We start from the raw sequence: 25,712 nt of genomic DNA on the forward strand, positions 1-25,712 counted from the left end.
ACCTCGCCGTGATCACGCGGGGCTACGGAGTTTCGGCAGCACCTCGGCCCCGAACGTGTCGATGAAGGCGCGCTGCTCCTGCCCGACGTGGTGCAGGGCGATCTGGTCGAAGCCCAGCGCCACGTACTCCTCGAGCCAGCCGACGTGCCGGCCCAGGTCGGCGGAGACGTTGACCGCCGAGGTGACCCGCTCCATCGGCACGTCCTCGCTCACCACGTCGAAATGGTCGGTGAGCTCCAGGTCCCAGCAGACCGGCGGGGCGAAGACGTTGCTGCGCCACTGGTCGTACGCGATCGCCTCGGCCTCGGCCTGCTCGGGCGCCCAGCTCACGTGCACCTGGAGGTGCAGCGGCCCGCGCCCGCCGGCGTCCCGGTAGGCCTCGACCATCCGCCGCAGGTGCGCCACCGGCGCGTTGACGGTGATCAGGCCGTCGGCCCACTCGGCACACCAGCGGGCGGTCTCGACGCTGACCGCCGCGCCGATCAGCGCGGGCGGCTGCTCGGGCCGGGTCCACAGCTTCGCCCGGTCCACGGTGACCAGGCCGTCGTGGCTGACCTCCTCGCCAGCGAGGAGCGACCGGATCACGTCGACGCACTCGCGCAGCCGGGCGGCGCGGACGTCCTTGCGGGGCCAGCCGGCGCCGGTGATGTGCTCGTTGCTCGCCTCGCCGGTGCCGAGCGCGGCCCAGAACCGGCCCGGGTACATGGCGGCCAGGGTGCCGATGGCCTGCGCGACGATGGCCGGGTGGTAGCGCTGGCCGGGCGCGTTGACCACGCCGAACGGCAGGTTGGTGGCCTGCAGGGCGGCGCCGAGCCAGGACCAGGCGAAGCCGGAGTGGCCCTGCCGGGCGCTCCACGGCGAGAAGTGGTCCGAGGACATGGCGGCGTCGAAGCCGGCCCGCTCGGCGTGGATCACCGCCGCCAGCAGCCGGGAGGGGTGGATCTGCTCGTGGGACGCGTGGAAGCCGAACACCGTCATGGGCGCACCTCCTACCCATGACGGTGTCCGGCCAATCGCGACTACTCGGAGTGCGCCCCGGCCCCGGCGCCGACCTCCCCCTCGCCGACCCAGACGGTCTTGGTGTTGCAGAACTCCCGCATGCCCACGGCGGACAGCTCGCGCCCGTACCCGGAGTTCTTCACGCCGCCAAAGGGCAGCTCCGGATAGGACGTGGTCATGCCGTTGATGAAGACGTTGCCGGCGTCCAGGTCCACGGCGAAGCGCTCCTGCTCGGCCGGGTCGTTGGTCCACGCGTTGGAGCCGAGGCCGAAGTTGGTGCCGTTGGCCACCTCGATCGCCTCCTCGTAGGAGTCGACCCGGTAGAGGCCGGCGACCGGGCCGAACACCTCCTCGGCCCACATCCGCATCCCCGGCCGCAGGTCGGTGACCACGGTCGGCGGGTAGTACCAGCCGTCGCCGGCGGGCTTCTCGCCGCCGCACAGCACGGTGGCGCCGTTGTCGACCGCGTCCTGCACCTGGGCGTGGATCTCGTCCCGGCCGCCCTCGCTGGCCAGCGGGCCAATGTCGGTGTTCTCGTCCATCGGGTCGCCGACCCGCAGCGCCGACATCCGGGCGGCGAACTTCTCGGCGAAGGCGTCGAAGACGTCGGTGTGCACGATGAACCGCTTGGCGGCGATGCAGGACTGGCCGTTGTTCTGGCAGCGGGCCGTGGTGGCCACGTCGGCCGCCTTGTCCAGGTCGGCCGAGGGCATCACCACGAACGGGTCGCTGCCGCCCAGCTCCAGCACGGTCTTCTTGAGTTCCCGGCCGGCGATCTGGGCGATCGACCGGCCGGCCCGCTCGCTGCCGGTGAGTGTGGCGGCCCGGACCCGGGGGTCGCTGAGGATCCGGTCCACCGCCTCGGAGCCCACCAGCAGGGCGGTGAACGCGCCCTCCGGGAAGCCGGCCCGCCGGAACAGCTCCTCCAGGTAGAGGGCGGTCTGCGGGACGTTGGAGGCGTGCTTGAGCAGCCCGGTGTTGCCGGCCATCAGGGCCGGCGCGGCGAACCGCATGACCTGCCAGAGCGGGAAGTTCCACGGCATCACCGCGAGCACCGGGCCGATCGGCTGCTGGCGGACGTACGCCCGCTTCGCCTTGACCGCGGCGGCGTCGGCGGGCTCGTCGGCGAGCATCTTCGCCGCGTTGGCCGCGTAGAAGCGGCAGGCCGTGGCGCACTTGGTCACCTCGGCCTTCGCGGCCGCGTACGTCTTGCCCATCTCGGTGGTCATCAGCCGGGCGGTCTCGTCCCGTTCGGCCTCCAGCAGGTCGGCCGCGGCGATCAGCCACCGGCCCCGCTCGGCGATCGTGGTCCCGTGCAGCTGCCGGAAGGCGAGGTCGGCCCGCTCGATGGCCGCGTCGATCTGCTCGTCCGACATCGGGTCGTACGTCTTGAGCACCTGCCCGGTGGCGGGATTGGTGGTGGCGATGGGCATGTCGTACTCCTGTCACTCGAACAGCGAGTGCCGCACGCCCGGCTCCTCGCGGCGGCGTGCGGCGCGGCGGCGCTGGATGACGATCAGGTCGACCACGGCCACCACGGCGAGGATCGCGCAGACGACGCCGAGCCAGGTCACGTCTGCGGCGAACGCGAGCACCGCGAAGACGGTCATGATCACCAGGCCGAAGAGGGCGAGGGCGAGCCGCAGGTTCAGCGCGCTGTACGCGTGGCCGACCGTGCCGCGGGCACGGCGGGGCTGTGATCGCGTCATTCCCTCGGGCTACCCCGGCACGGCCCCGGCTAACCGGTTCCGCCCGGGCGCCCGCGCCCGGCCGCCGGTGGACCACGTGGTCGAGACGCTCGCGGCCGGCGAGGCCGAGCCGGCCAGCCCGCGCCGTGGCGGCGCTGACGGGGTTCCCGAACCGGTCGTAACACGCTCATGTGAACGACGGTTGTCGATGCCGGAAAGGCGACAGAGTCCCCGCCCGGACGGCCGAGGCGCATAGGGTCGACCCGCCGCTTCACGCCACCGGACGGGGACGGTATGCCTCGACGTTGGATCGCCGCGCTGGCCTGCCTCGCGGCGCTGGTCGCGCTCGCCTGCGACGGCTCGGGCTCGGCGTCGCCCCGCCCCTCGGGCTCGGCGCCGGCCGGCGCCCCGAAGGTGCTGACCGCGCTCGGCGACTCGGTCACCACCGGCTTCGGCTCCTGCCTGGTGCTGCTGAGCTGCGAACGCAACTCCTGGTCCAGCGGGGACGGCATCCGGGTGCGCAGCCTCTACCGGCGGCTGCGCGAGGACGACCCGGGGCTGCGGGCCTTCAACCGGGCGGCGCCGGGCGCCCGCGCGGCCGGCCTCGCCGACCAGGCCCGGGCCGCGGTACGGGACCGGGCCGACCTGGTCACCGTGCTGATCGGGGCGAACGACGCCTGCCGCGACGACATCGACGAGATGACGCCAGTGGCCACGTTCCGCCGGCAGGTCGACGCGGCCCTGACGGTGCTGCGCAGGGGCCGGCCGAAGGCGCGGGTGCTGGTGGTCAGCCTGCCCGACCTGCACCGGCTCTGGGAGATCGGGCACACCGAGTCCCGGGCGGTACGGGCCTGGTCGCGCGGGATCTGCCCGGCGCTGCTGGCCGACGCCACGTCGACCGCGCCGGCCGCGGCGGTCCGCCGAGCTCGGTTCCGGGACCGGATCGACGCCTACGACGCGCAACTGCGCGCCGCCTGCCGGGCGTACGGGTCCCGCTGCCGCTGGGACGGCGGCGCGGTGCACCGGACCCGGTTCGGCCTGGACGAGGTGAACGCGCTGGACTGGTTCCACCCGAACGCCGCCGGCCAGGACCGGCTCGCCGAGGTCACCTGGAACGCGGCGGGCTGGGCCGACTGAGCGGCGCGCTCAGGGCCGGCGCGGGCCGGGCAGTTGGCTCGGGCCGCCCCGGTAGAGAGCGCGGGCCCGGTCGGCGAGATCCCTGGTGGCCGACGAGTTGGCCCAGGTGCCGAGGATGATCGCGGCGCCGGGGATGACCTTGGCGAACATCCGCTTGGCGGCGCGCACCCCGGCCATCCGGGCCAGCCGGACGCCGAGCTGCAGCATGACCCGGCCCAGCGGGCGCTGCCCACCCATGCCGAACAGCGCGCCGGCCCGCTCCCGACCGGCGGCCACCCCGAGGGCCAGCCGGGCGCTCTCGGCGACCTTGTGCACCCGCTGCAGCACCAGCAGGTCGGTGGCCCGGTCGGGGTGGACCGGGTCGACGCCGTACGCGGCCGCCACGTGCAGCACCAGCCGGGCCTGGGTCCAGGCCAGCACGCCCACGTCGATCACCGCGCCGGGCAGGCCGGCCGCCCCGGAGACCGCGCCGGAGAGCCGGGCGTGGTTGACGAACTTGCGCACCGCCTGGTCGGCCAGCTCGTCGGCGGGGACGTCGGGCCGCTGCGCCCGCTCCCGCTCGGCCCACTGCGCCGCCTCCGGCCCGAGCCGGCGCACCGCCTCCAGGGCCAGGTGCTCCGGGGCGTACTGCGGGTCGTCGCGCATCCGGTCCCAGAGCGTGGCGGGGGGCGCCTCGGGCGCCTCCACCGGCGCGGCCGGCTTCGGTGGGACGGTGGGCTCGCCGTCGACGGGAGCGGGATCGGTCACGAGGGGGCTCCCGGGGGTCGGTACTGCGGGGGCGGAGCGGTCAGCGCCGGCGGGACGACAACCGGGTGGCGAGCTGCTTGAGCTTCGCCTGGTTCTCCGGCTTGGCCAGCTCGCGCCGACCGCGGTCGACCAGCTGCCGACCGCGGGGCGACCGTAGGAACGCGGTGAGCCGTTGCACCAGTGACATGACGTCCTCCCGTCCGCGGTCCTCTCATGTGTACCCGGGACCGGCAAGTCCCTGGTACCCGGGGCGGCCCTCCGGCAACCCGGCCACGGGTCAGCCCAGGATCTCGTTGACCACCGCGGTGGCGCGCCACTCGTGCTGGGCGTAGGCGTCGGGGAACGCGGAAACCTGGACGGCCTGGGCGGCGACGCTGAGCGGCAGGTCCTGCCAGCCGGGGATCTGCACCAGGACGGAGAGGAACGCCTTGGTGGCGTACTCGGGGTCCATCAGCTCCTCGACGGTGCCCCAGCCGCTGCTCGGCCGCTGCTGGAACAGCCCGACCGAGTCGTGGTCCCAGCCGATGGCCTGGTGCGGGTAGTCCTGCGACTCGGGCAGCACGCCGCTGGCGTAGTTGAGCAGGGTGCTCTCCTGCATCGCGGTGGCCACCGCGATGACCAGGCCGCGACGCGGCACGCCCATCTCCCGGCCGGCCTGCACGATCTTCTTGGCGTTGTTCATCTGGGTCTGGTCCAGGCCGGCGACCGGGACGATCCGTCGCGGCTTCGGCTTGGCCTTCGGCTTGGGCTTGGGCTTGACGCTCGCCGAGGGGCTGGCGGAGGGGCTGGCGCTCGGGGTGGCCGGGGCGGTGCTCTCGCGGGTCAGGCCCCGGGAGGCGGCGTCCACGTCCGCCCGCTGGGCGACCTCGGCCGAGGCGGCCGGGCTCGGGGTGTCGCCGGCCGGGCGGCCGCCGATCTGGGTGAAGCCGCCCACCAGGCCGAGGCAGCAGACCGCCCCGGTGGCCACGGCCATCTTCGTCCGGCCCGGCCGGGCGGCCAGGGGGTTCATCAGGGCCTCGAAGCGGGTACGCAGGAAACCGCGGGAGGTGCAGGGCTCCATGGAAGCGGTCGACTGAACGGTCGAGGGGGTATCGTCCGAACGGTCAGGCGAGCTGTCGAGGCCGTGCTGGTCGTCGAGGGTGCCGTCGTCACGCATTCGACGAGGCTAGGCAGGGCAAACCGGGATCACCCAGGCCCATCGGGTGGCCCTCGCCACACTTTGGGCCGGTGGAATCGGACATCCGTCGGCGGCGCGGGGCGGCGGGTGACGCACCTCGCGACCCGGGAAAACCTCCGGTCCGCCCCGGGTCACGCCGCCCCGGGCAGGAACCTCGCACGCTCCCCGGAGCCACCCAGTGATCGACTAACTCGTACTTTCGGTGGATCAGGACCCGGCCCGACAGGGGGAGCTGGCCCGGTGCCGTCGCCGAATTGTGATCATCGTTCGGCCCGTAACGGAATGGACCACGACGGCCGGTACGTTGGCCGAACGGGACGCCGTGCGCGCACGGCCCACCCGTACGCGTCGACAGGAAGGTCCGAACCGGTGCTCGACCCACACGAGCTCTACGAACTCAGCGACGATCTGCCCGACCTCGGCCAACCGGTGCTGATCCAGGCGCTGACCGGCTTCGTCGACGCCGGCAGCGCCACCCGGCTCGCCCGGGAGCAGCTGCTCACCTCCCTGGAGGCGCGCCCGATCGCCCGCTTCGACGTCGACCAGCTCTTCGACTACCGCTCCCGGCGGCCGGTGATGACCTTCGTGGAGGACCACTGGGCCGACTACGACGCCCCGGCGCTGGAGCTGCATCTGCTGCGCGACGACGACGAGACCCCGTTCCTGCTGCTCAGCGGCCCCGAGCCGGACGTCCAGTGGGAGCGCTTCGTGGCCGCCGTCAGCGCACTCTCCGCCCGGCTCGACGTCCGGCTCACCGTCGGGCTCAACTCGATCCCGATGGCCGTCCCGCACACCCGCCCCAGCGGCGTCACCGCGCACGCCACCCGCCGCGAGCTGATCTCCGGGTACGAGCCGTGGCTCCAGAAGGTCCAGGTTCCGGCCGGCGTCGGTCACCTGCTGGAGTACCGCCTCGGCGAGCAGGGCCGCGACGCCCTCGGCTTCGCCGCGCACGTGCCGCACTACGTGGCCCAGACCGAGTACCCGGCCGCCGCCGAGGCGCTGCTCGCCGCGGTGTCCCGCAGTACCGGGCTGCTGCTGCCCCGCGACGGCCTGGGCGCCGCCGCCGAGGTGGTGCGGGTGGAGATCGACCGCCAGGTCGCCCAGACCGAGGAGGCGGCCACCCTGGTCCACGCCCTGGAGGAGCAGTACGACGCCTTCGCCCGGGGCCGCGGGGAGAAGAACCTGCTCGCCCCGGAGACCGGCCCGCTGCCCACCGCCGACGAGCTCGGCGCCGAGCTGGAACGCTTCCTCGCCGAACAGACCCGCCCCGGAGACACCCCGGAACGCTGACCGGCAGCCGAGCAGACCCGACCACAAGCCGGCGAGACACCCCGGAACGTTGAGCGGCAGCCGAGCAGACCCGACCACAAGCCGGCGAGACACCCCGGAACGCTGAGCGGAAGGCGACACCCCGTTGGGCTGACCCGGCGGGGTGGCCGCCGATGCGGCAGGCTGGAGACATGCGCCTGGCGACCTGGAACGTCAACTCGGTGAAGGCCCGCCTCCCTCGGCTGCTCGACTGGCTGGCCACCACGAAGCCCGACGTCGTCTGCCTGCAGGAGACCAAGTGCCCCGACGGGGCGTTCCCGGTCGCCGAGGTAGGCGAGCTGGGCTACGAGGCGGCCAGCCACAGCGACGGCCGGTGGAACGGGGTCGCCATCCTGTCCCGGGTGGGGCTGGCCGACGTGGCGGTCGGCTTCCCCGGCGAGCCGGGCTTCCCACTGCCGGAGGCCCGGGCCATCTCGGCCACCTGCGGCGGTCTGCGGGTCTGGTCGGTGTACGTTCCGAACGGCCGCTCCCCCGACGACCCGCACTACGCGTACAAGCTGGCCTGGTTCGCCGCGCTGCGCGACGCCCTGGAGCCGGAGCTGGCCGGCGGGCTGCCGCTCGCGGTCTGCGGGGACTTCAACGTCGCCCCGACCGACGCCGACGTCTGGGACCCGGCGCTCTTCGTCACCTCCACCCACGTCACCCCGGCCGAGCGGGCGGCGCTGGCCGCGCTGCGCGACCTCGGGCTCAACGACGTGGTGCCCACCCCGATGAAGGGTCCGCACCCCTTCACCTACTGGGACTACCGGGCCGGCATGTTCCACCAGAACAAGGGCATGCGGATCGACCTGGTCTACGCCTCCGCGCCGTTCGCCCGCGCGGTCACCTCCGCGTACGTCGACCGCGAGGCGCGCAAGGGCAAGGGCCCGTCCGACCACGCCCCGATCGTCGTCGACGCCGACCTGGTGCCCGTCGTCGAGACCTTCTGACCCCAGGGCTCCCGGCCCGCGCCCACCGGCTCGTTAGGGTGGAGCCATGGCAGTCGTGAAGATCAACGCGATCGACGTCCCGCCGGGCGCCGGCGAGGAGCTGGAGAAGCGGTTCGCGGCCCGGGCCGGCGCGGTGGAGAACTCCCCCGGCTTTCTCGGCTTCGAGCTGCTCCGCCCGGTCGCCGGGGAGAGCCGCTACTTCGTCTACACCCGCTGGGAGACCGAGGAGGCCTACCAGGCGTGGGCGCAGGGGCCGTCCCGGGCCGCGCACGCCGGCGGCGAGGGCGGCGAGCCGCGCAAGCCGGTCGCCACCGGCGCCACGCTGCTGGAGTTCGAGGTCGTGCAGCACGTGCCCGGCAAGGGCTGACCGCCTCCCACCTCCGGAACATCGTCGACCGGACGGCGCTCCCGACACGTCGCCGACGACATCGAGGCCAATCGCGCCATCGAGTCGTTGCCGATGTCAGCTCAACACCCGCGCCACCGCGCGTTCGCGGTCGGCCGCCTTCCGGTCAGCGACTACAAACTTGATGTCGTAGGTGAATCACTCCGGCGGCCGTCGTGGCCGCCCTGGCCCGGGTCGAGTGAGTCATCCACGTCATCAAGTTCGTAGCGGCTCGTGGACCATGACCGGCCCCCCTGGGCAGCCGCCAACCCGCGCCGCCAAGCCGCGCCTCCACGGCGCGCCTTACGGAACGCGCCCGAGGTCCGGCGTCAGGGGTTGCGGGTGTCGAGGAGAGAGGCGAAGGCGATCACGTTGTCCTGGTAGCCGGTGCGGCCGCCGACCCACTCGCCGCCGCACGTGATCAGCCGCAGCTCCGCCGGGCCGGAGTCGCCGTAGACCCGGTCGGCGGGAAGGTTGGCCTTGTCGAAGTACTCGACGGCGTCGACCTTGAAGGTGACCACGCTGCGGTCCGCCCGGGTCACCTCGATCCGGTCCCCCGGCTTCAGGTCGTGCAGCCGGTAGAAGACCGCCGGCCCGCTCTTGGTGTCGACGTGCCCGACGATGATCGCCCGGCCCGGCTCGCCGGGCACCGCCCCGCGGTCGTACCAGCCGGTCTGGTGGTGCTGGGTCAGCGGCGGGACCGCGATCGAGCCGTCCCGCGCCTGGCCGACCGAGGTGACCGGGGCGGTGACCTTGATGGCGGGCACGGACAGGCGGACCGGGAGGCTGGCCGGCTCCCGCACCCGGGTCGGCTCGGCGCTGCGCCGGCTCGGCCCGGTCGCCGCGTCGGCCCAGTCGAACGGCCCGGCGGTCCGGCCCAGCCCGGCGCCGGTGGCGAAGACCCCGACCAGCACCAGCAGCACGGCCAGCGGCGCCGACCACGGGCTGCGACTGCGAGCGCGGGCCGCCCGGGCGGTGGACTGGGGTGTGGGGTTCGCGGCCATGGCGGGGCTCAGCGCCGGGCGGCGCCACGGAGGGTACGGGGCTGCCGGCGGGACGCGGCCACGCCGACCACCGCGCCGACCACGGTGATCCCGAGCCCGACCGGCACCAGCAGCCCGCCGAGGCCACCGCCGGCGGTGCCGCCGAAGCCGGTCGCCGGCCCGCGGCTGGGCTCCACCCGCTTGACCACCTGGAGCATGGTGGACGCGGTCTGCCCGGTAGGGCACTCCAGCTTGACCCGGTAGTTGCCGGGACGGGTGCGTTCCCGGACCATCGGCGAGGCGGTGAGCAGGCCGTGCTGCGGCTGCACCTGGATCCGGCCGAACGCGTCGGAGACGACCGTCGCCGGCACCGAGTTGTCCCGGCAGCTCGCCCGGATGCCGACCAGGAAGCCGGCCTCCACCGTGCTCGGGGTGACCTCCACGAAGATCACGTCGGCGGGCGACGGCTGCGTCCCCGGCTGGCCGGGCGCGGGCTCGGCGGCGCGCAGCGGGAGGGCGCGCAGCGGGACGGTGGGCAGTGAGACGGCGGGCAGCGAGACGGCGCGCGGGGCAGCCTGGGCGGGAACCGCGCCGACCAGCGGGGCGGTGCACGCGGCGGCCGCGACCAGCAGCGCCGCACGTCCCGTGACTGACCCCATGACCCCTCCCGGCACCCGCGCGGCGGTGTCGGGCGGCGGGCCACCCGTCCTGCCGTACAGGATGAATCCTCTCACCCCCGGCCGCACATCACATCCGATCCGCTCCGCCGGTCGCGTACGCTCGGGTCGCCGTGACCTCCACCGACTTCAGTGCCGCGCCGCCGGCCCACGCCGCCCGTATCCGCACCTTCCACCCACGTCGCGGGCGGATGAGCGACCGGCAGCGCGACGCGCTGGCCCGGCTCTGGCCCACGTACGGCCTGGAGATCGACGACCTGGACGGGCCGTGCGATCCGACGGCGCTGTTCGGACGGAGGGCGCCGCTGGTGCTGGAGATCGGCTCCGGCATGGGCGACGCCACCGCGGCGATGGCGGCCGCCGACCCGGACCGACACTATCTGGCGGTAGAGGTGCACACGCCCGGAATCGCCAACCTCCTCGAACTGGTCGAACGGCACGGCCTGGACAACGTCCGGGTGGCCAAGGGCGACGCGCTGGACCTGGTCCGGGCCATGCCGGAGGGCTGCCTGGACGCGGTGCACGTCTTCTTCCCCGACCCGTGGCCGAAGGCCCGCCACCACAAGCGGCGGATCATCCAGCCGGCGCACGTGGCGCTGCTGCGCTCCCGGCTGGCCCCCGGCGGGACGCTGCACTGCGCCACCGACTGGGCCGAGTACGCCGAGTCGATGCGGGAGACGCTGACCGCCGACCCGGGGCTGGTCGACGTGCACGGCGGTTTCGCGCCCCGCCCGGCGCACCGGCCGGTGACCAAGTTCGAGCGCCGGGCGCTGACCGCCGGGCGGGAGATCTTCGACCTGATCCACAGCCGGCGCTGAACCCGGTTGGCGCGGCGGCCCATGATCCAGGCACGATGGGAACCGCCATGACTCTCACCGCCGCGCTGCCGAAGAGCGCCGACCCCGACACCCTCTACGACGCGTTCGCCGGCTGGGCGTCCGAGCGCGGCCTCGACCTCTACCCCCACCAGGAGGAGGCGGTCATCGAGATCGTCTCCGGCGCGAACGTGATCATGAATACGCCGACCGGCTCGGGCAAGAGCCTGGTGGCGATCGCCGCGCACTTCGCCGCGCTGGCCGACGACCGGACCACCTTCTACACCGCGCCGATCAAGGCGCTGGTCTCAGAAAAGTTCTTCGCCCTCTGCGAGGTCTTCGGCGCGGAGAACGTCGGCATGCTCACCGGCGACGCCAGCGTCAACGCCGACGCCCCGATCATCTGCTGCACGGCGGAGATCCTGGCCAACCTGGCGCTGCGCGAGGGCGCCCGGGCCGACGTCGGCCAGGTGATCATGGACGAGTTCCACTTCTACGCCGAGCCGGACCGGGGCTGGGCCTGGCAGGTGCCGATCATCGAGCTGCCGCAGGCGCAGTTCGTCCTGATGTCCGCGACCCTCGGCGACACCACCCGATTCGTGGACGACCTGACCCGGCGCACCGGCCGGCCGACCGCCGTCGTCCGCTCGGCCGAGCGGCCGGTTCCGCTCCTCTTCTCGTACGCGATGACGCCGCTGCACGAGACCCTGGAGGAGCTGCTGGCGACCAAGCAGGCCCCCGTCTACGTCGTGCACTTCACCCAGGCGGCCGCGCTGGAGCGCGCCCAGGCGCTGATGAGCGTGAACGTCTGCACCCGGGCCGAGAAGGACATGATCGCCCAGGCGATCGGCAACTTCCGGTTCACCTCGGGCTTCGGCAAGACGCTGTCCCGGCTGGTCCGGCACGGCATCGGGGTGCACCACGCCGGCATGCTGCCCAAGTACCGCCGGCTCGTGGAGACGCTGGCCCAGGCCGGCCTGCTCAAGGTCATCTGCGGCACCGACACCCTCGGCGTCGGCATCAACGTGCCGATCCGCACCGTGCTCTTCACCGGCCTGTCGAAGTACGACGGCACCCGGACCCGGCTGCTCAAGGCCCGCGAGTTCCACCAGATCGCCGGCCGGGCCGGACGGGCCGGCTTCGACACCCTCGGCCGGGTCGTGGTGCAGGCCCCCGAGCACGTCATCGAGAACGAGAAGGCCCTCGCCAAGGCGGGCGACGACCCGAAGAAGCGCCGCAAGGTGGTCAAGAAGAAGCCGCCGGAGGGCTCGATCGGCTGGGGCGAGCCGACCTTCCAGCGCCTCGTCGAGGCCGAGCCGGAGCCGCTGACCTCCAGCTTCCAGGTCAGCCACTCGATGCTGCTCAACGTCATCGGCCGCCCCGGCGACGCGTTCGCCTCGATGCGTCACCTGCTCACCGACAACCACGAGGACCGGGCCGCCCAGCGCCGGCACATCCGCCGGGCCATCGCCATCTACCGGGCGCTGCGGGCCGGCGGCGTGGTCGAGGAGCTGCCCGAGCCGGACGAGCAGGGCCGCCGGGTGCGGCTCACCGTCGACCTCCAGCTCGACTTCGCGCTCAACCAGCCGCTCTCCCCGCTCGCCCTGGCAACCATCGAGCTGCTCGACCGGGAGTCCCCGTCGTACGCCCTGGACGTGCTGAGCGTGATCGAGTCGATCCTCGACGACCCGCGCCAGGTGCTCTCCGCGCAGCAGTTCAAGGCCCGCGGCGAGGCGGTCGCGGCCATGAAGGCCGAGGGCATCGAGTACGAGGCCCGACTGGAGCTCCTCGACGAGGTGACCTGGCCGAAGCCCCTCGCCGAGCTGCTGGACTCGGCGTACGAGATGTACCGGCAGGGCCACCCCTGGGTGGCCGACCACCAGCTCTCCCCCAAGTCCGTGGTCCGCGACATGTACGAGCGGGCCATGACCTTCCCCGAGTACGTCCAGTTCTACGGCCTGTCCCGCTCCGAGGGCCTGGTGCTGCGCTACCTCGCGGACGCGTACAAGACGCTGCGGCAGACCGTCCCCGAGGACGCCAAGACCGAGGAGCTGGTCGACCTCATCGAATGGCTGGGCGAGCTGGTCCGCCAGGTCGACTCCAGCCTGATCGACGAGTGGGAGCGGCTGCGCAACCCGTCCGACGTCGCCGAGGTGGCCGCGTCGCTGGATGACCGGCCGCCGGCGGTCACCCGCAACGCCCGGGCGTTCCGGGTGCTGGTGCGCAACGCGCTGTTCCGCCGGGTCGAGCTGGCCGCCCTGCGCCGCTGGGACCTGCTCGGGGAGCTGGACGGCGAGCACGGGTGGCACGCGGACGCGTGGGCGGACGCGCTGGACCCGTACTTTGAGGCGTACGACTCGATCGGGGTGGGACCGGACGCGCGCGGGCCGGCGCTGCTGATGATCGAGCAGGGCCGGGAGAAGTGGTCCGTACGCCAGATCCTGGACGACCCGGAGGGCGACCACGACTGGGGCATCAGCGCCGAAATCGACCTGGCCGCCTCCGACGAGGCGGGCGCCGCGGTCGTCCGGATCACCGACGTCGGGGCGCTGTAGAAACTCCGCGAAAACGGGCCGTCCGGGATGTCCGGGCGGCCCTTTTCGTACCCTGGGCGATGTCAGGCCCGTCGATTAGAATGTATGTACTAATCGAGCTTTTGACCTGGGAGGATGCTCGTGACTGCGCCCACCTCCGCCGCCCCTGTCACCCCCTACGCCACCCTCCTCGGGTTCACCCGCTACGTGGACCGCACCGGGCCCACCAAGGCCACCTTCGTCGGGGGCCTGCGCAAGCAGCGGGCCAGCCGGCACGGCTTCAACCCGCACGGCCAGTTCGTCAAGGCGCTCAAGGCCGACGTCGCCTTCCACACCGGCGGCACCCACCTGGCCCAGATCGCCGACCTGGTCAAGCCGCGGTGGCGCCCGCTCTACGAGGCGCTGGTGCCCGGCGCGACCACCTGGCTGCACTCGCTCGGCGAGCCGGCCGGCGTCGACCTGGCCCAGACCCGCGACGCGCTGGCCATGCTGGGCGACCTGCCCGTGAAGATCAACCCGCAGTTCGGCGTGCGCTACGCCGACGGTCGCGCCGAGGCGATCCGGCTGCACTTCGACGAGACTCCGCCGAGCGAGGAGACCACCCTGGCCACGCTGCACCTGATGGCCCGGCACATGGACGCGGTCCTGCCGCACGCCGAGCCGGTGCTGGTCGACGTCCGGCGCGGCGAGGCCCACCGGATGCCGGCCGACGTCAAGCCGGAGCAGGTCGAGCAGTGGCTGGCCGGCGAGGCGGCCGCGTTCCGGGCCATCTGGTCCACCGCCGCCTGACCCGACCACGCCCGACGAGCGGCTGCCTCCTCCCCGGGGCGGCCGCTCGCTCGTGTCAGCGGTCGACCGGGGACGCCTCGTCGTCCAGCAGGCCGGCGCGCCCGGCCAGGGCGGCGGCCTCCACCCGGGTGGTCACCCGCAGCTTGCGCAGCAGCGCGGCGGTCATCCGCTTGACCGTGCGCTCCGAGGTGTTCATGCGTTCGGCGATCTCCACCGTGCCGAGTCCGGCGGCCACCGCCCGGAGCAGCCGGCGTTCCTCGTCGTCGAGGTTGACCCCGGGCGTCCGGGTGGGACCGAGCAGCCGCCGCAGCAGGGCCCCGGGCAGCACGGCCCAGCCGTCCAGGACGGCCAGCAGCGGCGGCAGCAGTTCCTCGGGCTCGCTGCTCTTCGGCAGGTAGCCCTCGGCCCCGCAGCGCAGCGCCTCCACTGCCGGTGCCGGGTCCGTCGAGCCGGACATCGCGAGCACGCGCACCCGGGGGCAGGTCCGCCGGATGGCCGCGATCGCCCGCGCGCCCCCCGGTGGCGGCATGTGCAGGTCCACCAGGGCCAGGTCGGGTACGCAGCGGCTGACCAGCGCGGCGGCCCCGGCGGCGTCGCAGGTGGAGCCGACCACCTGGGCCCGCCCGTCGGTGGTGCTGGCCAGCAGCAGTTCCAGCCCTCGGACGAAGAGCGGATGGTCGTCCACCACGGCCAGCCGGACCGTCCCGTTGGTCATCCCGTTTCCCCCTCTTTCGGGAAGATACAGGGCAAATATGAGCCGATGTCGGGAAGCTCGGTTCATGAGAGTGTCCCAGCCTGTCTCCCCACGACTGCCGAAGCCGCCCCGGCACGAGCCGCCGGAGCGGGACGAGCGGCTCATGGTCCGGGTGCTCTGTCACGAGCTGCGGACCCCCGTCCAGGCGCTGGCCGCGCTGACCCGGGCGCTCACCGAGGACCGGCGGCCGCTGACCCCGCCGGAGCGCCGGTCGATCGCCGAGCTGGCCCACGAGCACGCCGTACACCTGCGGGACCTGCTGGACGACCTCGGCGACCCGCGTACCGCCCTCGGTGGCGGCGAGGAGCGGCTGGTCCCCCTGGCCCGGGTGGTCCGCGCCGTGGCGGGCGGCGCGCCCGGACGCCGGTTGCGGACCCGGGTGAGCGGGACGGCCGCCCGGCTGGCGGTGCCCGAACGGCCGCTCCGGCAGATCCTCACCAACCTCGTCGACAACGCGGTGCGGCACGGCCCGGCGGGCGGCGAGGTGCTGATCCGCGCCACCGCGTGCCCCGGCGCGCTGACCGTCTCCGTGGTGGACCGGGGCGCGCCCGACGCCGCGCTGCTCACCGCGCTCGCCCATCCGGCGCCGTCGCCCGCCGGGTCCGGTCTCGGCCTGTGGATCGTCCGCCGGCTCGTCGACTCCCTCGGGGGGACGCTGCGGGTCCGCCGGCCGCGCGCCGGTGGGCTGGCCGTCGAGGTCCGGCTGCCCGCCCCGCCGTGGGTCGGCCCCGCCGGGCCGCCGAACGGCCCCGGCGGGCCGCCGGATCGGGAACCCGGTGGCGACGGCACCCCGTGACTCTGAGGAGATTCGATGTTCACGCACATGAAGGACCTGCAGTTCGAGGCGAAGCCGGACGGGCCGGACGCCGCGTTCGCCCGCCGGCTGCAGGAGATTCTGGGCGGCAAGTGGGGCGAGATGACCGTGGCCAACCAGTACCTGTACCAGGGCTGGAACTGCCGGCTGCCCGGCAAGTACAAGGACCTGCTGCTCGACGTCGGCACCGAGGAGATGGGCCACGTCGAGATGATCGCCACGATGATCACCCGGCTGCTGGAGAACGCCCCGCTGTCGCTCTCCGAGGCCGCCGAGGACAACCCGATGGTCGGCGCCATCTACGGCGGGTCGAACCCGGCCCACTTCATCCACGGCGGCGGCGGCGCGCTGCCCACCGACAGCAACGGCGTGCCGTGGAACGGCAACTTCATCACCGCCAGCGGGAACCTGATGGCCGACTTCCAGCTCAACGTCACCGCCGAGGCCCAGGGCCGGCTCCAGGTCTCGCGCCTGTTCAACATGACCGACGACCCCGGGGTCAAGAAGATGCTCCGCTTCCTGCTGGCCCGGGACACCATGCACCAGAACATGTGGATGGCGGCCATCGAGCAGCTCAAGGAGGACGGGCTGGAGGAGATGCCGGTGCCCGACGCGTTCCCGGACTCGAAGGAGTTCACCGAGCAGTTCAGCTACACCTACCTGGACTTCTCGCCGGGCCAGGACGCCGCCGAGGGCCGGTGGGCCTCCGGTCCCAGCCCCGACGGCAAGGGCGAGTTCCGCTACGACCACAGCCCGCGGGCGCACGCCCCGGAGCCGGTGCTGCCGCCCGGCGACCCGCGCCTCTACGGCACCAACCCGGGAATGGCCGGCAAGGTCGCCACCAAGGTCAAGAGCAAGCTCACCTGACGCCGCCGGCGCCGGGCCGACCCGCTCGGCCGGCCCGGCGCCGTCCTTCCGGGAGGTGCCATGTCCACCGCCAACCGCACCCGGCTCGCCGTCTTCGCCCTGCTGACGGTCGCCGCGGCGACCGCCGGGGCGGCGCTGCCGGCGGTCCTGGCGCTCGCCGGCGTCACGGTGCTGATCCCGGTCGCCGACGCGCTGGACCGGAATCCGGCGCCGGAGCCGGCCCGCCGGCCCGCGCCCGAGCGCGAACCCGCCTGATCCGTCCGCCCCGCCAAGGAGCACACCGTGGTCACGAACGACATCACCATCGCGTCACCGCTGCGGACCGCCCGGGCCCGGGGCCGGGTACGCGGCCGCCTCATCCTGCTCGGGCCGGCCTTCGTGGCCGCCGTGGCCTATGTCGACCCGGGGAACTTCGCCACCAACTCCACCGCCGGCGCTCGCTACGGCTACCTGCTGGTCTGGGTCGTCGTGGCGGCGAACCTGGCCGCCATGCTGGTGCAGACGCTCACCGCCAAGCTCGGCCTGGCGACCGGGCGCAGCCTGCCCGAACTGTGCCGCGAGCACCTGCCCCGGCCGGTCAACCGGGTCATGTGGGCCCAGGCCGAACTGGTGGCCATGGCCACCGACCTGGCCGAGGTCATCGGCGGCGCGGTCGCCCTCCACCTGCTCTTCGGGGTCCCGCTGCTGGCCGGCGGCCTCATCATCGGCGCGGCCGCGTTCGCCGTCCTGGCGCTGCGCTCGCGCGGCTTCCGGGCCTTCGAGATCGCCATCGCGGTCCTGCTCGGGGTGATCGTCCTGGCCTTCGCGGTCAACCTGCTCACCGCGCAGCCCGACGTCTCCGCCGCGGCGGGCGGACTGCTGCCCCGGATGCACAACACCGACAGCATGCTGCTGGCCGCCGGCATCCTCGGCGCGACGGTGATGCCGCACGTCATCTACGTGCACTCGGCGCTGACCCCGAACCGCATCCCGGTGGCCGACGAGACCGAGCAGCGGATCGTGGCCAAGGGCCTGCGGACCGACGTGCTTCTCGCCCTCAGCACCGCCGGCGCGGTCAACCTCGCCATGCTGCTCGTCGCGGCGTCCACCTTCCACGGCAGCGGCATCCCCGGCACCGACACCCTCGAAGGCGTCCACGCCGGCCTGGCCGGCACGCTCGGCGCGGTGGCGGCGCTCGGCTTCGCCGTCGCCCTGCTCTTCTCCGGCCTTGCCTCGACCAGCGTCGGCACCTACGCCGGCGAGGTCATCATGCAGGGCTTCCTGCGCCGCCGGGTCCCGCTGGTGGTGCGCCGGCTGGTCACCCTGCTGCCCGCGCTGCTGGTGCTGGCCGTCGGCGTCGACCCGACCCGGGCCCTGGTGCTGTCGCAGGTGGTGCTGAGCTTCGGCATCCCGTTCGCGCTCATCCCGGTGGTGGCCTTCACCCGTCGCCGGGACCTGATGGGCGGCCTGGTCAACCGCCCGGCCACCACCGCCGCAGCCGTGGTGATCACCGGTCTGGTGGTGGCGCTCAACCTCTTCCTGCTCTGGCAACTGGTCGCCTGAGCTCCGGGCCGCGCCCGGCGCCGTCACCGGTGCCGGGCGCGGTGCAGCAGGTACGCGGTGACCAGGCCGCCGGCCAGCACGGCCGCCGCCCCCGCCGTCTGCCCGGTCTCCAGCGCCACCCGGAAGGCGTCCCGGACCAGCCCGCGCTCGCCGTCCGAGCCGGCGGCGGCCAGCGCGGCCGGCAGGAGGGCGGCGAACCGCGCGTTGAGCACCGCGCCGAGCACGGCCACGCCAGCCCGGCCGCCAGCGAGCCGGCCCCGAACAGGACCAGCCGACGAGCAGCATCCGCCGCCGGCCGTACCGGTCGGCCGCGCTGCCGGCGCTGATCAGCAGGCCGGACAGGACCAGGGCGTACGCGTTGATGATCCACTGCACGTCGCTGGTGCTGGCGCCGAGCTCGGTGGTGAGCACCGGCACCGCCACGGTGAGCACGGTGTTGTCCAGCACCACGGTGACCTGGGCCAGGCAGAGCACCGTCAGGATCCACCAGCGGTGCCGTAGGACCGCCGGCCCGGCCGGGGCGACCGGCGCCGCGAGGGCGCTCACGGTTGCGGGGCGTACGGGGCGAGCGGGTTGGCCAGCGTCCCGACGAACTGGAGCGCCCCCGACGGGTCCGCCAGGTCGATCATCTGCTGGTTGTTGCGCAGTTGCAGCCGGTTCAGGCAGGAGAGCGCGAACTCCGGGGCGAACAGGTCGTGTCGATCCGCCAGGTGCGGCACCGACTCCGTGTAGGCCCTGACGCAGTCGGCCAAGGTCCGCCAGAAGGTCTCCTCGTCGAGGACGCCCTCGATGACCAGGATCGCGTTGAGGTGGCGCAGGAACGAGTCGAACACGTCGGTGAAGACGCAGAGCACCTTCTCGTCCTCGGGCACGGCGGCGCGGATCCGGCGGACCGCCTCGGGCAGGTCGGCCTCCGGGTCCATCACCACGATCTCCTCGGCGATGTCCTTGAAGACCACCCGCTCCACCACGTCGTCGCGGAGCACCAGGATGACGTTCTCACCGTGCGGCATGAACGCCAGGTCGTAGGCGTAAAGCGCGTGCAGCAGCGGCACCAGGTAGGCGTCCAGGTAGCGGCGCAGCCACTCCGCCGGGGCCAGCCCGGACCCGGCGATCAGCGCACCGGCGAACGAGCGCCCGGCCCGGTCGACGTGCAGCAGCGACGCCATGGTGGCCAGCCGCCGTCCCGGCTCCAGCCCGGGCACCGGGCTCTCCCGCCAGAGCGCGGCGAGCATCTTCCGGTACGGCGAGTAGCGGTCGGTCGCCGCCTCGAACTGCCGGTGCCGGTAGCCGATCGCCGCCCGCTCCCGGATGATCGACAGCCCGGTCCGCCGGAACACCGGGTCGGCCGCGATCAGGTCGGCCAGCCAGTCGTTGATGGCCGGGGTGTGCTCCATGTACGCGGCGGACAGCCCGCGCATGAAGCCCATGTTGAGCACCGAGAGCGCGGTCTTCACGTAGTGCCGGGTCGGGTCGGTGACGTTGAAGAAGGTGCGCACCGACTGCTGGGCCAGGTGCTCGTCCGGCCCCTCCCCCAGCGGCACCAGGTGCCGCCGGGCCACCTCGCCGGCGAAGGTGACGGCCAGCTTGTTCCACCACTGCCAGGGGTGCACCGGCAGCAGCAGGTAGTCGGCCGGGCCGAGGCCGAGCCCGGTGAGGGTACGCGCGAAGCCGGCCAGGGTCTCCTCGCCCAGTTCGGCCCGCAGGTGGGTGTCGTAGTCCAGGTCGGCGGCGCAGGTGAAGGTGGTGTGGTCTTTGTGTGCGGCGAGCCAGAGCAGCCGGACCGGCTGGCCGGCCTCCGGGGCGTACCGGTGGTGGTCGTGCACACCGAAGCCGATCCGGCCGCTGTTGGCCACGAAGCACGGGTGGCCCTCGGTCATCGCCGTCTCGATCTGCTGGAAGTCCGCCCTGACCAGTTCGGCCGCGCCCAGCTCGGGCCGGGCCAGCTTGTAGGCGAGCGCGGCCAGGGTGGAGGTGATCTCCTCCAGGTAGACGGGCAGGACGGCGTCGGTGAGGCCGAGCGCGCGGCGCAGCTCCAGGCAGAGGTCGACCGCGTCCAGCGGCACCTCCCGCCCGTTGACGTGCCGGGTCAGGCCGGCGGGGTCGATCCACCAGTGGTTCAAGGTCAGCTGCCGGGCCGCGAAGCGGTACTCGGCGGTGCCGTCGTCGCTGCGTACCCGGTAGTGGCCGGGGCCCTGCGGCTCGGGGGTGATCAGCCGTTCGTGGGCGAACTCGGCCAGCGCCTTGCGGACCAGTTGGCGGTTGGCGGCGGCCCAGAGCTCGGGGGTGAGGTGGTCGACGGCGGCGGAGGGGGTGGTCACGGGGTTACCTCTCAGCGGGTGGCGGCCAGGAACTGCTCGCGGGTGCAGACGCTGAGCAGGGCGGTCTTCTCGGGCTTGGTGATCGGGCCGACGACCGTGAAGCCAACGGCCGCGTTCAGCGCGTGCACGGCGGTGTTGCGCACGTCGGGCTCGACCACCACCCGGCGGGTGGCCGGGTCGGCGAAGAGCCAGTCCAGCACCGTGGTGATCACGGCGAGGGTGAAGCCGTGGACCGGCTTCTCGGCGGGCGCGCAGAGGAAGTGCATCCCGACGTCGCCCTCGGCCGGGTCGTAGAGGCCGGCCAGCTCGACCCGGGCCGGGTCGTAGCGCTCGGCGAGGAACGCCGGGCGGCCCTGCCAGCACCCGAGGTACGCGTCGTGGTGCGGGTGCCCGGCGATCCGCCGGTACTCCTCGGCCACCCGGTCGACGTCGGCGTCCTGCATCATCCAGAACACCGCCTTGGGGTGGGTGATCCAGCCGTGCAGCAGCGCGGCGTCGGCGTCCGGGTCGAGCGGGCGAAGGCTGAACTCGCCGAGGCGCGGGTCGTGCCGGCGGTGGGCGGGCGCGCTCACCGGGTCACCTTCCGTCCGCGACTGGGGGGTCACGAGGGCATCCCGGCGGGCGCGCCGAACTCCTGGAAGGTGATGCTCTTCTCGATCGGGTAGTGCTCGCGGCCGGTCAGCTCGCGGATGATCCAGGAGTTGCGGTAGGCGCCCATGCCCAGGTCGGGCGAGGTGACGCTGTGCGTGTGGGTGCCGGCGTTCTGGAGGAAGACGCCTCGTCCGGTGTGGTCGACGCTGTAGTTGCGGGCCACGTCGAAGCGGCCGTGGCCGTCGAAGCGGAGGCGGTCCCGGATCGGGTCGAGGAAGGCGGGCACCCGGTAGCGGTAGCCGGTGGCCAGCACCAGCCCCTCGGTCTCCAGGGTGAAGTCCCGGCCCTGCTCGACGTGGTGCAGCCCCAGCGCGTACGTCCGGCGCGCCGGGTCGTACACGGCGTCGGCCAGCTCGGTGTTGGTGAGCAGCCGGGTGGGCACCGGGCCGCCGACGCTCTTCACGTAGAGCAGGTCGAAGATCGCGTTGATCAGCTCGGCGTCGATCCCCTTGAACAGCCCCTTCTGCTCCGCTTCGAGGCGGTAGCGGGTCGGCTCGGGCAGGGCGTGGAAGTAGTCCACGTAGTCCGGGGAGGTCATCTCCAGGGTGAGCTTGGTGTATTCGAGCGGGAAGAAGCGTGGCGAGCGGGTGACCCAGTTCAGCTGGTAGCCGTGGGTGTCGATGTCGGCCAGCAGGTCGTGGTAGATCTCGGCGGCGCTCTGCCCGCTGCCGAGCACGGTGATGCTCCGCTTGCCCCGCAGCGCCGCCCGGTGCTCCCGGTACCGGGAGTTGTGGATCACGTCGCCGCCCAGCCCCGCGCAGGCCGGCGGCACGTGCGGCGGGCTGCCGGTGCCGAGCACCAGCCGGCGGGCCCGGTGGGTGACCTGCCGGCCGCCCACCCGGGCGTGCACCACGTACCGGTCGTCGGTCGGGTCGTGCTCGATCGCGGTGACCTCGTGTCCGAACCGGACGGTGGGCAGCTTCGCGGCGGCCCACCGGCAGTAGGCGTCGAACTCGCTGCGCAGCGGGAAGAAGTTCTCCCGGATGTAGAACGGGTAGAGCCGCCCGATCTCCTTGAGATAGCTGAGGAAGGAGTACGGCGAGGTCGGGTCGGCGAGCGTGACCAGGTCGGCGAGGAACGGGGTCTGCAGGTGGGCGCTCTCCAGCAGCATGCCGGGATGCCACTCGACGTCGTCGCGGGCCTCCAGGAACAGGCCGTCGAGGTCGTCGATCGGGGCGGTCAGGCAGGCCAGGCCGAGGTTGTACGGGCCCAGCCCGACGGCGATGAAGTCGTGGGTCGACATGGGGTTCTCCAGGGCGGGCGGCCGGTCAGCCGACCGGGCAGGACAGCTCGTCGGCGGTGCGGGTGCGGGCGTACCAGCCGGCGTGTTCGGCGATCAGGTCGAGGACCGCGGCGACGTCGTCCCCGGTGGTCTCCGGGTTGAGCAGGGTGAACTTCAGGTAGTGCTCGCCGTCGACCCGGGTGCCCGCGACGAGCGCGGCGCCGGAGGCGGCGAGCGCCTCGCGGGCGTACAGGTTGGCGTCGTCGACGAGCCCGGCGGCCAGGCCGGCGGGGCGCCAGCGGAACACCAGGGTGCTCAGCGTCGGCCGGGTCACCACCTCGAAGCGGGGATCGGCGGCGAGCAGGTGCCAGGCCTCGTCGGCCCGGTCGACCACCTCGTCGAAGAGCGCGCCGACCGCGTCCGCCCCCATGATCCGCAGGGTGAGCCAGAGCTTGAGCGCGTCGAAGCGCCGGGTGGTCTGCAGGCTCTTGTCGACCTGGTTGGGGATGCGCTGCTCGACGGCCCGCACCGGGTTGAGGTAGTCGGCGTGCCAGGTGGCATGCCGCAGCGTTCGGCGGTCGCGGACCAGCACGGCGCTGGAACTGACCGGCTGGAAGAAGGACTTGTGGTAGTCGACGGTCACCGAGTCGGCCCGCTCGATGCCGTCGAGCAGGTGCCGGCGGGTCGGCGAGACCAGCAGCCCGCAGCCGTACGCGGCGTCGACGTGCAGCCACACGCCGGCCGCCGCGCAGATGTCGGCGACCTGCGGCAGCGGGTCGATGCTGCCGAAGTCGGTGGTGCCGGCGGTGGCGACCACGGCCATCACGAGCAGCCCGTCCGCCCGGCAGCGGGCGATCTCCCGGGCGAGCGCGTCGGGGCGCATCCGCCGCTGGGCGTCGGTGTCGACCGTGCGCACCGCGTCGGGGCCGAGGCCGAGCAGCCGGGCGGCCTTCTGCACGCTGAAGTGGCCGGCGGCGGAGGTGAGCACCCGCAGCCGGGAGAGCGCCTCGGGCCCCGGGCGCAGGCCGGCCCGCGCCCGGGCCTCCTCCCGGGCGAGCAGCAGCGCCTGGAGGTTGGAGTGCGTGCCGCCGCTGGTGAACACCCCGTCGGCGGCGGGTCCGAGCCCGATCCGCTCGGCCGCCCAGTCGATCAGCCGGCGCTCGATGAGCGTGCCGCCGGCGCTCTGGTCCCAGGTGTCCAGCGAGGAGTTGACCGCGGTCAGCACCGCCTCGCCGAGCAGCGCGGGGATCACCACCGGGCAGTTCAGGTGGGCCAGGTGGCGGGGGTGGTGGAAGTAGACGGCGTCGCGCAGGTAGACGTCGTGCAGTTCGTCGAGGGCCGCGCCGGGGTCGGCGAGCGGGCGGTCGAGGTCGACCGCCGCGACGCGCGGGGCGAGGTCGTCCGGGCCGACCCCGGTGAACGGCCGGTCGGCGGCGGCCACCCGGCGGGCCACCCGCTCGACCCCCTCGGCCAGCACGCTGCGGTAGCGGTCCAGCGAGCGGGCGGTGAACAGGTGGTCCCGGGGGGCGGCCGGGCCGGCGCCGGCCGAGGGGGCCGGAACGGTTGCTCCGGGCAGGCTCATGGGCAGTCCTCAGTGGTCGGAAGCGGACACGACGGCGACGGTGCGACGGCACGGGCGGTCCGGAGTCGATCGGAAGTTAGGTTACCCTAACCTAACTTGCAAGGGTCAAGAGGTCGGGTGCCGCCACGCCGGGATCGGTCCGGTCGGTGGCCGCCGGCCGTGGCCCGGCGGGGAATCGTCGCTGGTGGACCACGCCGGCCACGACGGCGAGACCGACCAGCACGACGCAGGCGAGGGCGACCGCCGGGTAGCCCAGCCGGTCTGCCGCGGCCAGGCCGGTCGAGGCGGCCACGAACGAGCAGACCAGCCCGAACGAGGACAGCACGGAGGCCAAGCCGGTCCAGGTGGCCGGGTTGGCGGTCTGCGCCAACGACCGCCGCGACGACGTGGCCGACCTCGGCGTCGACTTCGCGCCCCCGCACCGCGCCGTGCGGATCCGGGACCTGCTCGCCGCCGACGTCCCGTCCGACGCCGTACACGTCGACACCCGGCTGGCGGCCGGCCCGCTGCGGGCGCTGCTCGACCGGCTCGACCCGGCGACGCTCGACCCGGCCACCCGGGCGCTGCGGCGGCGGCTACGCGCCTGGGACGGCCGGATGGCCGCCGACAGCACCGACGCCGGCGCCTGGGCGGCCTGGCGGAGCGCCATGGTCCGTCGGCTGCACGACCATCCCCGACTACGCCCGCTACGCGCCCCGGCCCGCGACGACGAGCTGTTCGCGCCGTGGACCGACCCCCTCGCCCGGCTCGGGCACGCCCTCGACGGCCTGATCGCCGGGGCGGACCGGCTCGGTGTCGACGTCGACGCGGTCGCCGCGGCGGCGCTGGCCGAGGTGGCCGCGGCCGGTCCGGCCCCGGCGTGGGGCGCCCGGCACCGGCTGCACCCCGTGCACCTCGGCGTGGCGCCCGACGTCGACGCCGCCGTGGCCGCGATGCGCGACCGGGTGGCCCCCGGACACCGACTGCGTGCTCGCCACCTCCAGCGCGCCCGGGGTCTCCGACGCCTGCCGGCGCGGCCCGGTGGCCCGCTACGTCTGGGACCTCACCGACCGCTCGCGCAGCCGCTGGGTGGTGCCGTTCGGCGCCTCCGGCCGGCCGGGCGACCCGCACTTCGACGACCAACTGCCGCGCTGGGCGGCCGGAGAGCTGATCCCGGTGCCCGACACCGACCTCATCGGAGAAGGAGACCCGTCATGACGTACCAGGAGAAGCTGCCCGACATCGGCGAGCTGCGGCTCGTCCCGGTCGACCCGGCGGCGGACGCGGCGCTGCTGCACGGCTGGGTGACCCAGCCGTGGGCCCGGTTCTGGGGGATGGGCGACCACACCGAGGCCGACGTGCGGGAGGTCTACGCGTTCCTCGACGGCCTGCCCACGCACCACGCCTACCTGATCACCCTGGACGGGACGCCGGTCGGCCTGTTCCAGACCTACCAGCCCGAGGCCGACCCGGTCGGCGAGCGCTACCCGGTCCGCCCCGGCGACGTCGGCATGCACCTGCTGCTCGCGCCGGGCCGGCAGCTGCCCGGCCTCACCTCGGCGGTCGGGCCCGCCCTGGCCCGATTCCTCTTCACCGATCCCACCCGGCGGCGCATCGTCGTCGAGCCGGACGTGCGCAACGAGCGCGCGCTGCGCCGGCTGGAGCGCGAGGGCTTCACCTTCGACGCCGAGATCGACATGCCGGACAACCGGGCCCAGCTCGCCTTCCTCACCCGCGAACGGTTCGAGGCCGACCACCCGGTCCCGGCCTGACGACGACAGCGCCCGCCCG

Annotated in this window: 28 protein-coding genes and 2 pseudogenes; 14 read left to right on the top strand and 16 right to left on the bottom strand. The window is 73.7% G+C overall.

The features are described 5' to 3' along the window. Nucleotides 1-12 precede the first annotated feature (12 nt). The 3 genes from AB0F68_RS04900 to AB0F68_RS04910 are packed head-to-tail and all read right to left on the bottom strand — an operon-like array spanning nucleotide 13 to nucleotide 2,708. The gene (locus AB0F68_RS04900) at nucleotides 13-978 is read right to left on the bottom strand and encodes a TIGR03885 family FMN-dependent LLM class oxidoreductase (protein ID WP_357333039.1); all 966 of its coding nucleotides are present in this window, start codon (nucleotides 976-978) and stop codon (nucleotides 13-15) included. A 41-nt stretch (nucleotides 979-1,019) separates the two neighbouring features. Further along, nucleotides 1,020-2,432 (bottom strand): NADP-dependent succinic semialdehyde dehydrogenase, encoded by a 1,413-nt coding sequence (locus tag AB0F68_RS04905; RefSeq protein ID WP_357333040.1) that lies wholly within the window; start codon nucleotides 2,430-2,432, stop codon nucleotides 1,020-1,022. A gap of 12 nt (nucleotides 2,433-2,444) precedes the next feature. Beyond that, on the bottom strand, nucleotides 2,445-2,708 hold the full coding sequence (locus tag AB0F68_RS04910; protein WP_357333041.1) for a DUF6343 family protein: 264 nt from the start codon (nucleotides 2,706-2,708) through the stop codon (nucleotides 2,445-2,447). A 273-nt stretch (nucleotides 2,709-2,981) separates the two neighbouring features. On the opposite strand from AB0F68_RS04910, the gene AB0F68_RS04915 reads away from it, so the two are divergent. After that, nucleotides 2,982-3,824, top strand: a complete 843-nt coding sequence (locus AB0F68_RS04915) for a GDSL-type esterase/lipase family protein (RefSeq protein ID WP_357333042.1) — start codon at nucleotides 2,982-2,984, stop codon at nucleotides 3,822-3,824. Nucleotides 3,825-3,833: 9 nt separating this feature from the next. On the opposite strand, the gene AB0F68_RS04920 is transcribed toward AB0F68_RS04915, so the two are convergent. The 3 genes from AB0F68_RS04920 to AB0F68_RS04930 all read right to left on the bottom strand — a co-directional run bounded on the left by AB0F68_RS04920 (nucleotide 3,834) and on the right by AB0F68_RS04930 (nucleotide 5,727). Beyond that, entirely contained in the window at nucleotides 3,834-4,571 is a 738-nt protein-coding gene (locus AB0F68_RS04920) for an EcsC family protein (protein WP_357333043.1), read from the bottom strand. Nucleotides 4,572-4,611: 40 nt separating this feature from the next. Continuing rightward, complete coding sequence (locus AB0F68_RS04925) at nucleotides 4,612-4,758, bottom strand: hypothetical protein (protein ID WP_357333044.1); 147 nt, start codon at nucleotides 4,756-4,758, stop codon at nucleotides 4,612-4,614. Between the two features lie 90 nt (nucleotides 4,759-4,848). Further along, nucleotides 4,849-5,727 carry a peptidase M23 gene (locus AB0F68_RS04930; protein WP_357333045.1) on the bottom strand — a complete coding sequence of 293 codons (879 nt, stop codon included), beginning with the start codon at nucleotides 5,725-5,727 and terminating at the stop codon, nucleotides 4,849-4,851. A gap of 390 nt (nucleotides 5,728-6,117) precedes the next feature. On the opposite strand from AB0F68_RS04930, the gene AB0F68_RS04935 reads away from it, so the two are divergent. The 3 genes from AB0F68_RS04935 to AB0F68_RS04945 all read left to right on the top strand — a co-directional run bounded on the left by AB0F68_RS04935 (nucleotide 6,118) and on the right by AB0F68_RS04945 (nucleotide 8,373). Continuing rightward, entirely contained in the window at nucleotides 6,118-7,038 is a 921-nt protein-coding gene (locus tag AB0F68_RS04935) for a PAC2 family protein (RefSeq protein WP_357333046.1), read from the top strand. A 170-nt stretch (nucleotides 7,039-7,208) separates the two neighbouring features. Next, nucleotides 7,209-8,006, top strand: coding sequence for an exodeoxyribonuclease III (locus tag AB0F68_RS04940; RefSeq protein ID WP_357333047.1), 798 nt, complete (start codon nucleotides 7,209-7,211; stop codon nucleotides 8,004-8,006). A gap of 46 nt (nucleotides 8,007-8,052) precedes the next feature. After that, nucleotides 8,053-8,373 (top strand): antibiotic biosynthesis monooxygenase, encoded by a 321-nt coding sequence (locus AB0F68_RS04945; RefSeq protein ID WP_107076513.1) that lies wholly within the window; start codon nucleotides 8,053-8,055, stop codon nucleotides 8,371-8,373. Between the two features lie 347 nt (nucleotides 8,374-8,720). Here the strand turns inward: AB0F68_RS04945 and AB0F68_RS04950 are convergent, their stop codons facing one another. Beyond that, nucleotides 8,721-9,395, bottom strand: a complete 675-nt coding sequence (locus AB0F68_RS04950) for a class F sortase (RefSeq protein WP_357333048.1) — start codon at nucleotides 9,393-9,395, stop codon at nucleotides 8,721-8,723. An 8-nt stretch (nucleotides 9,396-9,403) separates the two neighbouring features. Next, nucleotides 9,404-10,033 (bottom strand): hypothetical protein, encoded by a 630-nt coding sequence (locus AB0F68_RS04955; RefSeq protein WP_357333049.1) that lies wholly within the window; start codon nucleotides 10,031-10,033, stop codon nucleotides 9,404-9,406. A 131-nt stretch (nucleotides 10,034-10,164) separates the two neighbouring features. Between AB0F68_RS04955 and trmB the strand changes: the two genes are divergently transcribed. From trmB to AB0F68_RS04970, 3 genes are all read left to right on the top strand, one after another. Beyond that, nucleotides 10,165-10,869, top strand: coding sequence for a tRNA (guanosine(46)-N7)-methyltransferase TrmB (gene trmB / locus AB0F68_RS04960; RefSeq protein WP_357333050.1), 705 nt, complete (start codon nucleotides 10,165-10,167; stop codon nucleotides 10,867-10,869). 47 nt (nucleotides 10,870-10,916) lie between these two features. Continuing rightward, complete coding sequence (locus tag AB0F68_RS04965; protein WP_357333051.1) at nucleotides 10,917-13,421, top strand: DUF3516 domain-containing protein; 2,505 nt, start codon at nucleotides 10,917-10,919, stop codon at nucleotides 13,419-13,421. A gap of 120 nt (nucleotides 13,422-13,541) precedes the next feature. Beyond that, entirely contained in the window at nucleotides 13,542-14,189 is a 648-nt protein-coding gene (locus tag AB0F68_RS04970) for a hypothetical protein (protein WP_357333052.1), read from the top strand. Between the two features lie 55 nt (nucleotides 14,190-14,244). Here the strand turns inward: AB0F68_RS04970 and AB0F68_RS04975 are convergent, their stop codons facing one another. After that, nucleotides 14,245-14,904 (bottom strand): response regulator transcription factor, encoded by a 660-nt coding sequence (locus tag AB0F68_RS04975; protein WP_357333053.1) that lies wholly within the window; start codon nucleotides 14,902-14,904, stop codon nucleotides 14,245-14,247. Nucleotides 14,905-14,968: 64 nt separating this feature from the next. On the opposite strand from AB0F68_RS04975, the gene AB0F68_RS04980 reads away from it, so the two are divergent. The 4 genes from AB0F68_RS04980 to AB0F68_RS04995 are packed head-to-tail and all read left to right on the top strand — an operon-like array spanning nucleotide 14,969 to nucleotide 18,166. Beyond that, nucleotides 14,969-15,739 carry a sensor histidine kinase gene (locus AB0F68_RS04980; RefSeq protein ID WP_357333054.1) on the top strand — a complete coding sequence of 257 codons (771 nt, stop codon included), beginning with the start codon at nucleotides 14,969-14,971 and terminating at the stop codon, nucleotides 15,737-15,739. A 15-nt stretch (nucleotides 15,740-15,754) separates the two neighbouring features. Further along, nucleotides 15,755-16,624: a manganese catalase family protein gene (locus AB0F68_RS04985; protein WP_357333055.1), complete on the top strand. Its 870-nt coding sequence runs from the start codon at nucleotides 15,755-15,757 to the stop codon at nucleotides 16,622-16,624. Between the two features lie 60 nt (nucleotides 16,625-16,684). After that, nucleotides 16,685-16,879: a hypothetical protein gene (locus AB0F68_RS04990; RefSeq protein ID WP_357333056.1), complete on the top strand. Its 195-nt coding sequence runs from the start codon at nucleotides 16,685-16,687 to the stop codon at nucleotides 16,877-16,879. Between the two features lie 27 nt (nucleotides 16,880-16,906). Further along, entirely contained in the window at nucleotides 16,907-18,166 is a 1,260-nt protein-coding gene (locus AB0F68_RS04995; RefSeq protein WP_357333057.1) for an Nramp family divalent metal transporter, read from the top strand. Nucleotides 18,167-18,189: 23 nt separating this feature from the next. Here the strand turns inward: AB0F68_RS04995 and AB0F68_RS05000 are convergent, their stop codons facing one another. The 7 genes and pseudogenes from AB0F68_RS05000 to AB0F68_RS05030 all read right to left on the bottom strand — a co-directional run bounded on the left by AB0F68_RS05000 (nucleotide 18,190) and on the right by AB0F68_RS05030 (nucleotide 24,276). After that, on the bottom strand, nucleotides 18,190-18,396 hold the full coding sequence (locus AB0F68_RS05000) for a hypothetical protein (RefSeq protein WP_357333058.1): 207 nt from the start codon (nucleotides 18,394-18,396) through the stop codon (nucleotides 18,190-18,192). A gap of 88 nt (nucleotides 18,397-18,484) precedes the next feature. Next, a pseudogene (locus AB0F68_RS05005) lies at nucleotides 18,485-18,712 on the bottom strand (MFS transporter); the annotation flags it as partial. After that, the gene (locus AB0F68_RS05010; RefSeq protein ID WP_357333059.1) at nucleotides 18,709-20,487 is read right to left on the bottom strand and encodes an IucA/IucC family siderophore biosynthesis protein; all 1,779 of its coding nucleotides are present in this window, start codon (nucleotides 20,485-20,487) and stop codon (nucleotides 18,709-18,711) included. The gene AB0F68_RS05010 and the pseudogene AB0F68_RS05005, both read right to left, overlap by 4 nt. Before the next feature lie 11 nt (nucleotides 20,488-20,498). Then, nucleotides 20,499-21,059, bottom strand: a complete 561-nt coding sequence (locus AB0F68_RS05015) for a GNAT family N-acetyltransferase (protein WP_357333060.1) — start codon at nucleotides 21,057-21,059, stop codon at nucleotides 20,499-20,501. A 29-nt stretch (nucleotides 21,060-21,088) separates the two neighbouring features. Beyond that, nucleotides 21,089-22,381, bottom strand: coding sequence for a lysine N(6)-hydroxylase/L-ornithine N(5)-oxygenase family protein (locus AB0F68_RS05020; protein ID WP_357333061.1), 1,293 nt, complete (start codon nucleotides 22,379-22,381; stop codon nucleotides 21,089-21,091). Between the two features lie 25 nt (nucleotides 22,382-22,406). Then, nucleotides 22,407-23,942, bottom strand: coding sequence for an aspartate aminotransferase family protein (locus tag AB0F68_RS05025; protein ID WP_357333062.1), 1,536 nt, complete (start codon nucleotides 23,940-23,942; stop codon nucleotides 22,407-22,409). 91 nt (nucleotides 23,943-24,033) lie between these two features. Further along, nucleotides 24,034-24,276, bottom strand: a complete 243-nt coding sequence (locus tag AB0F68_RS05030) for a hypothetical protein (RefSeq protein ID WP_357333063.1) — start codon at nucleotides 24,274-24,276, stop codon at nucleotides 24,034-24,036. Nucleotides 24,277-24,286: 10 nt separating this feature from the next. On the opposite strand from AB0F68_RS05030, the pseudogene AB0F68_RS05035 reads away from it, so the two are divergent. The 3 genes and pseudogenes from AB0F68_RS05035 to AB0F68_RS05045 all read left to right on the top strand — a co-directional run. Then, nucleotides 24,287-24,778 (top strand): annotated as a pseudogene (locus tag AB0F68_RS05035) (penicillin acylase family protein); the annotation flags it as partial. 130 nt (nucleotides 24,779-24,908) lie between these two features. Next, nucleotides 24,909-25,139, top strand: coding sequence for a penicillin acylase family protein (locus tag AB0F68_RS05040; RefSeq protein WP_357333330.1), 231 nt, complete (start codon nucleotides 24,909-24,911; stop codon nucleotides 25,137-25,139). After that, nucleotides 25,136-25,693, top strand: coding sequence for a GNAT family N-acetyltransferase (locus tag AB0F68_RS05045; RefSeq protein WP_357333331.1), 558 nt, complete (start codon nucleotides 25,136-25,138; stop codon nucleotides 25,691-25,693). Before AB0F68_RS05040 ends, AB0F68_RS05045 begins: the two co-directional genes overlap by 4 nt. Nucleotides 25,694-25,712 lie beyond the last annotated feature (19 nt).

This window comes from Micromonospora sp. NPDC023966 (assembly GCF_040639095.1).
In the GTDB taxonomy this organism is placed as follows: Bacteria; Actinomycetota; Actinomycetes; order Mycobacteriales; family Micromonosporaceae; genus Micromonospora.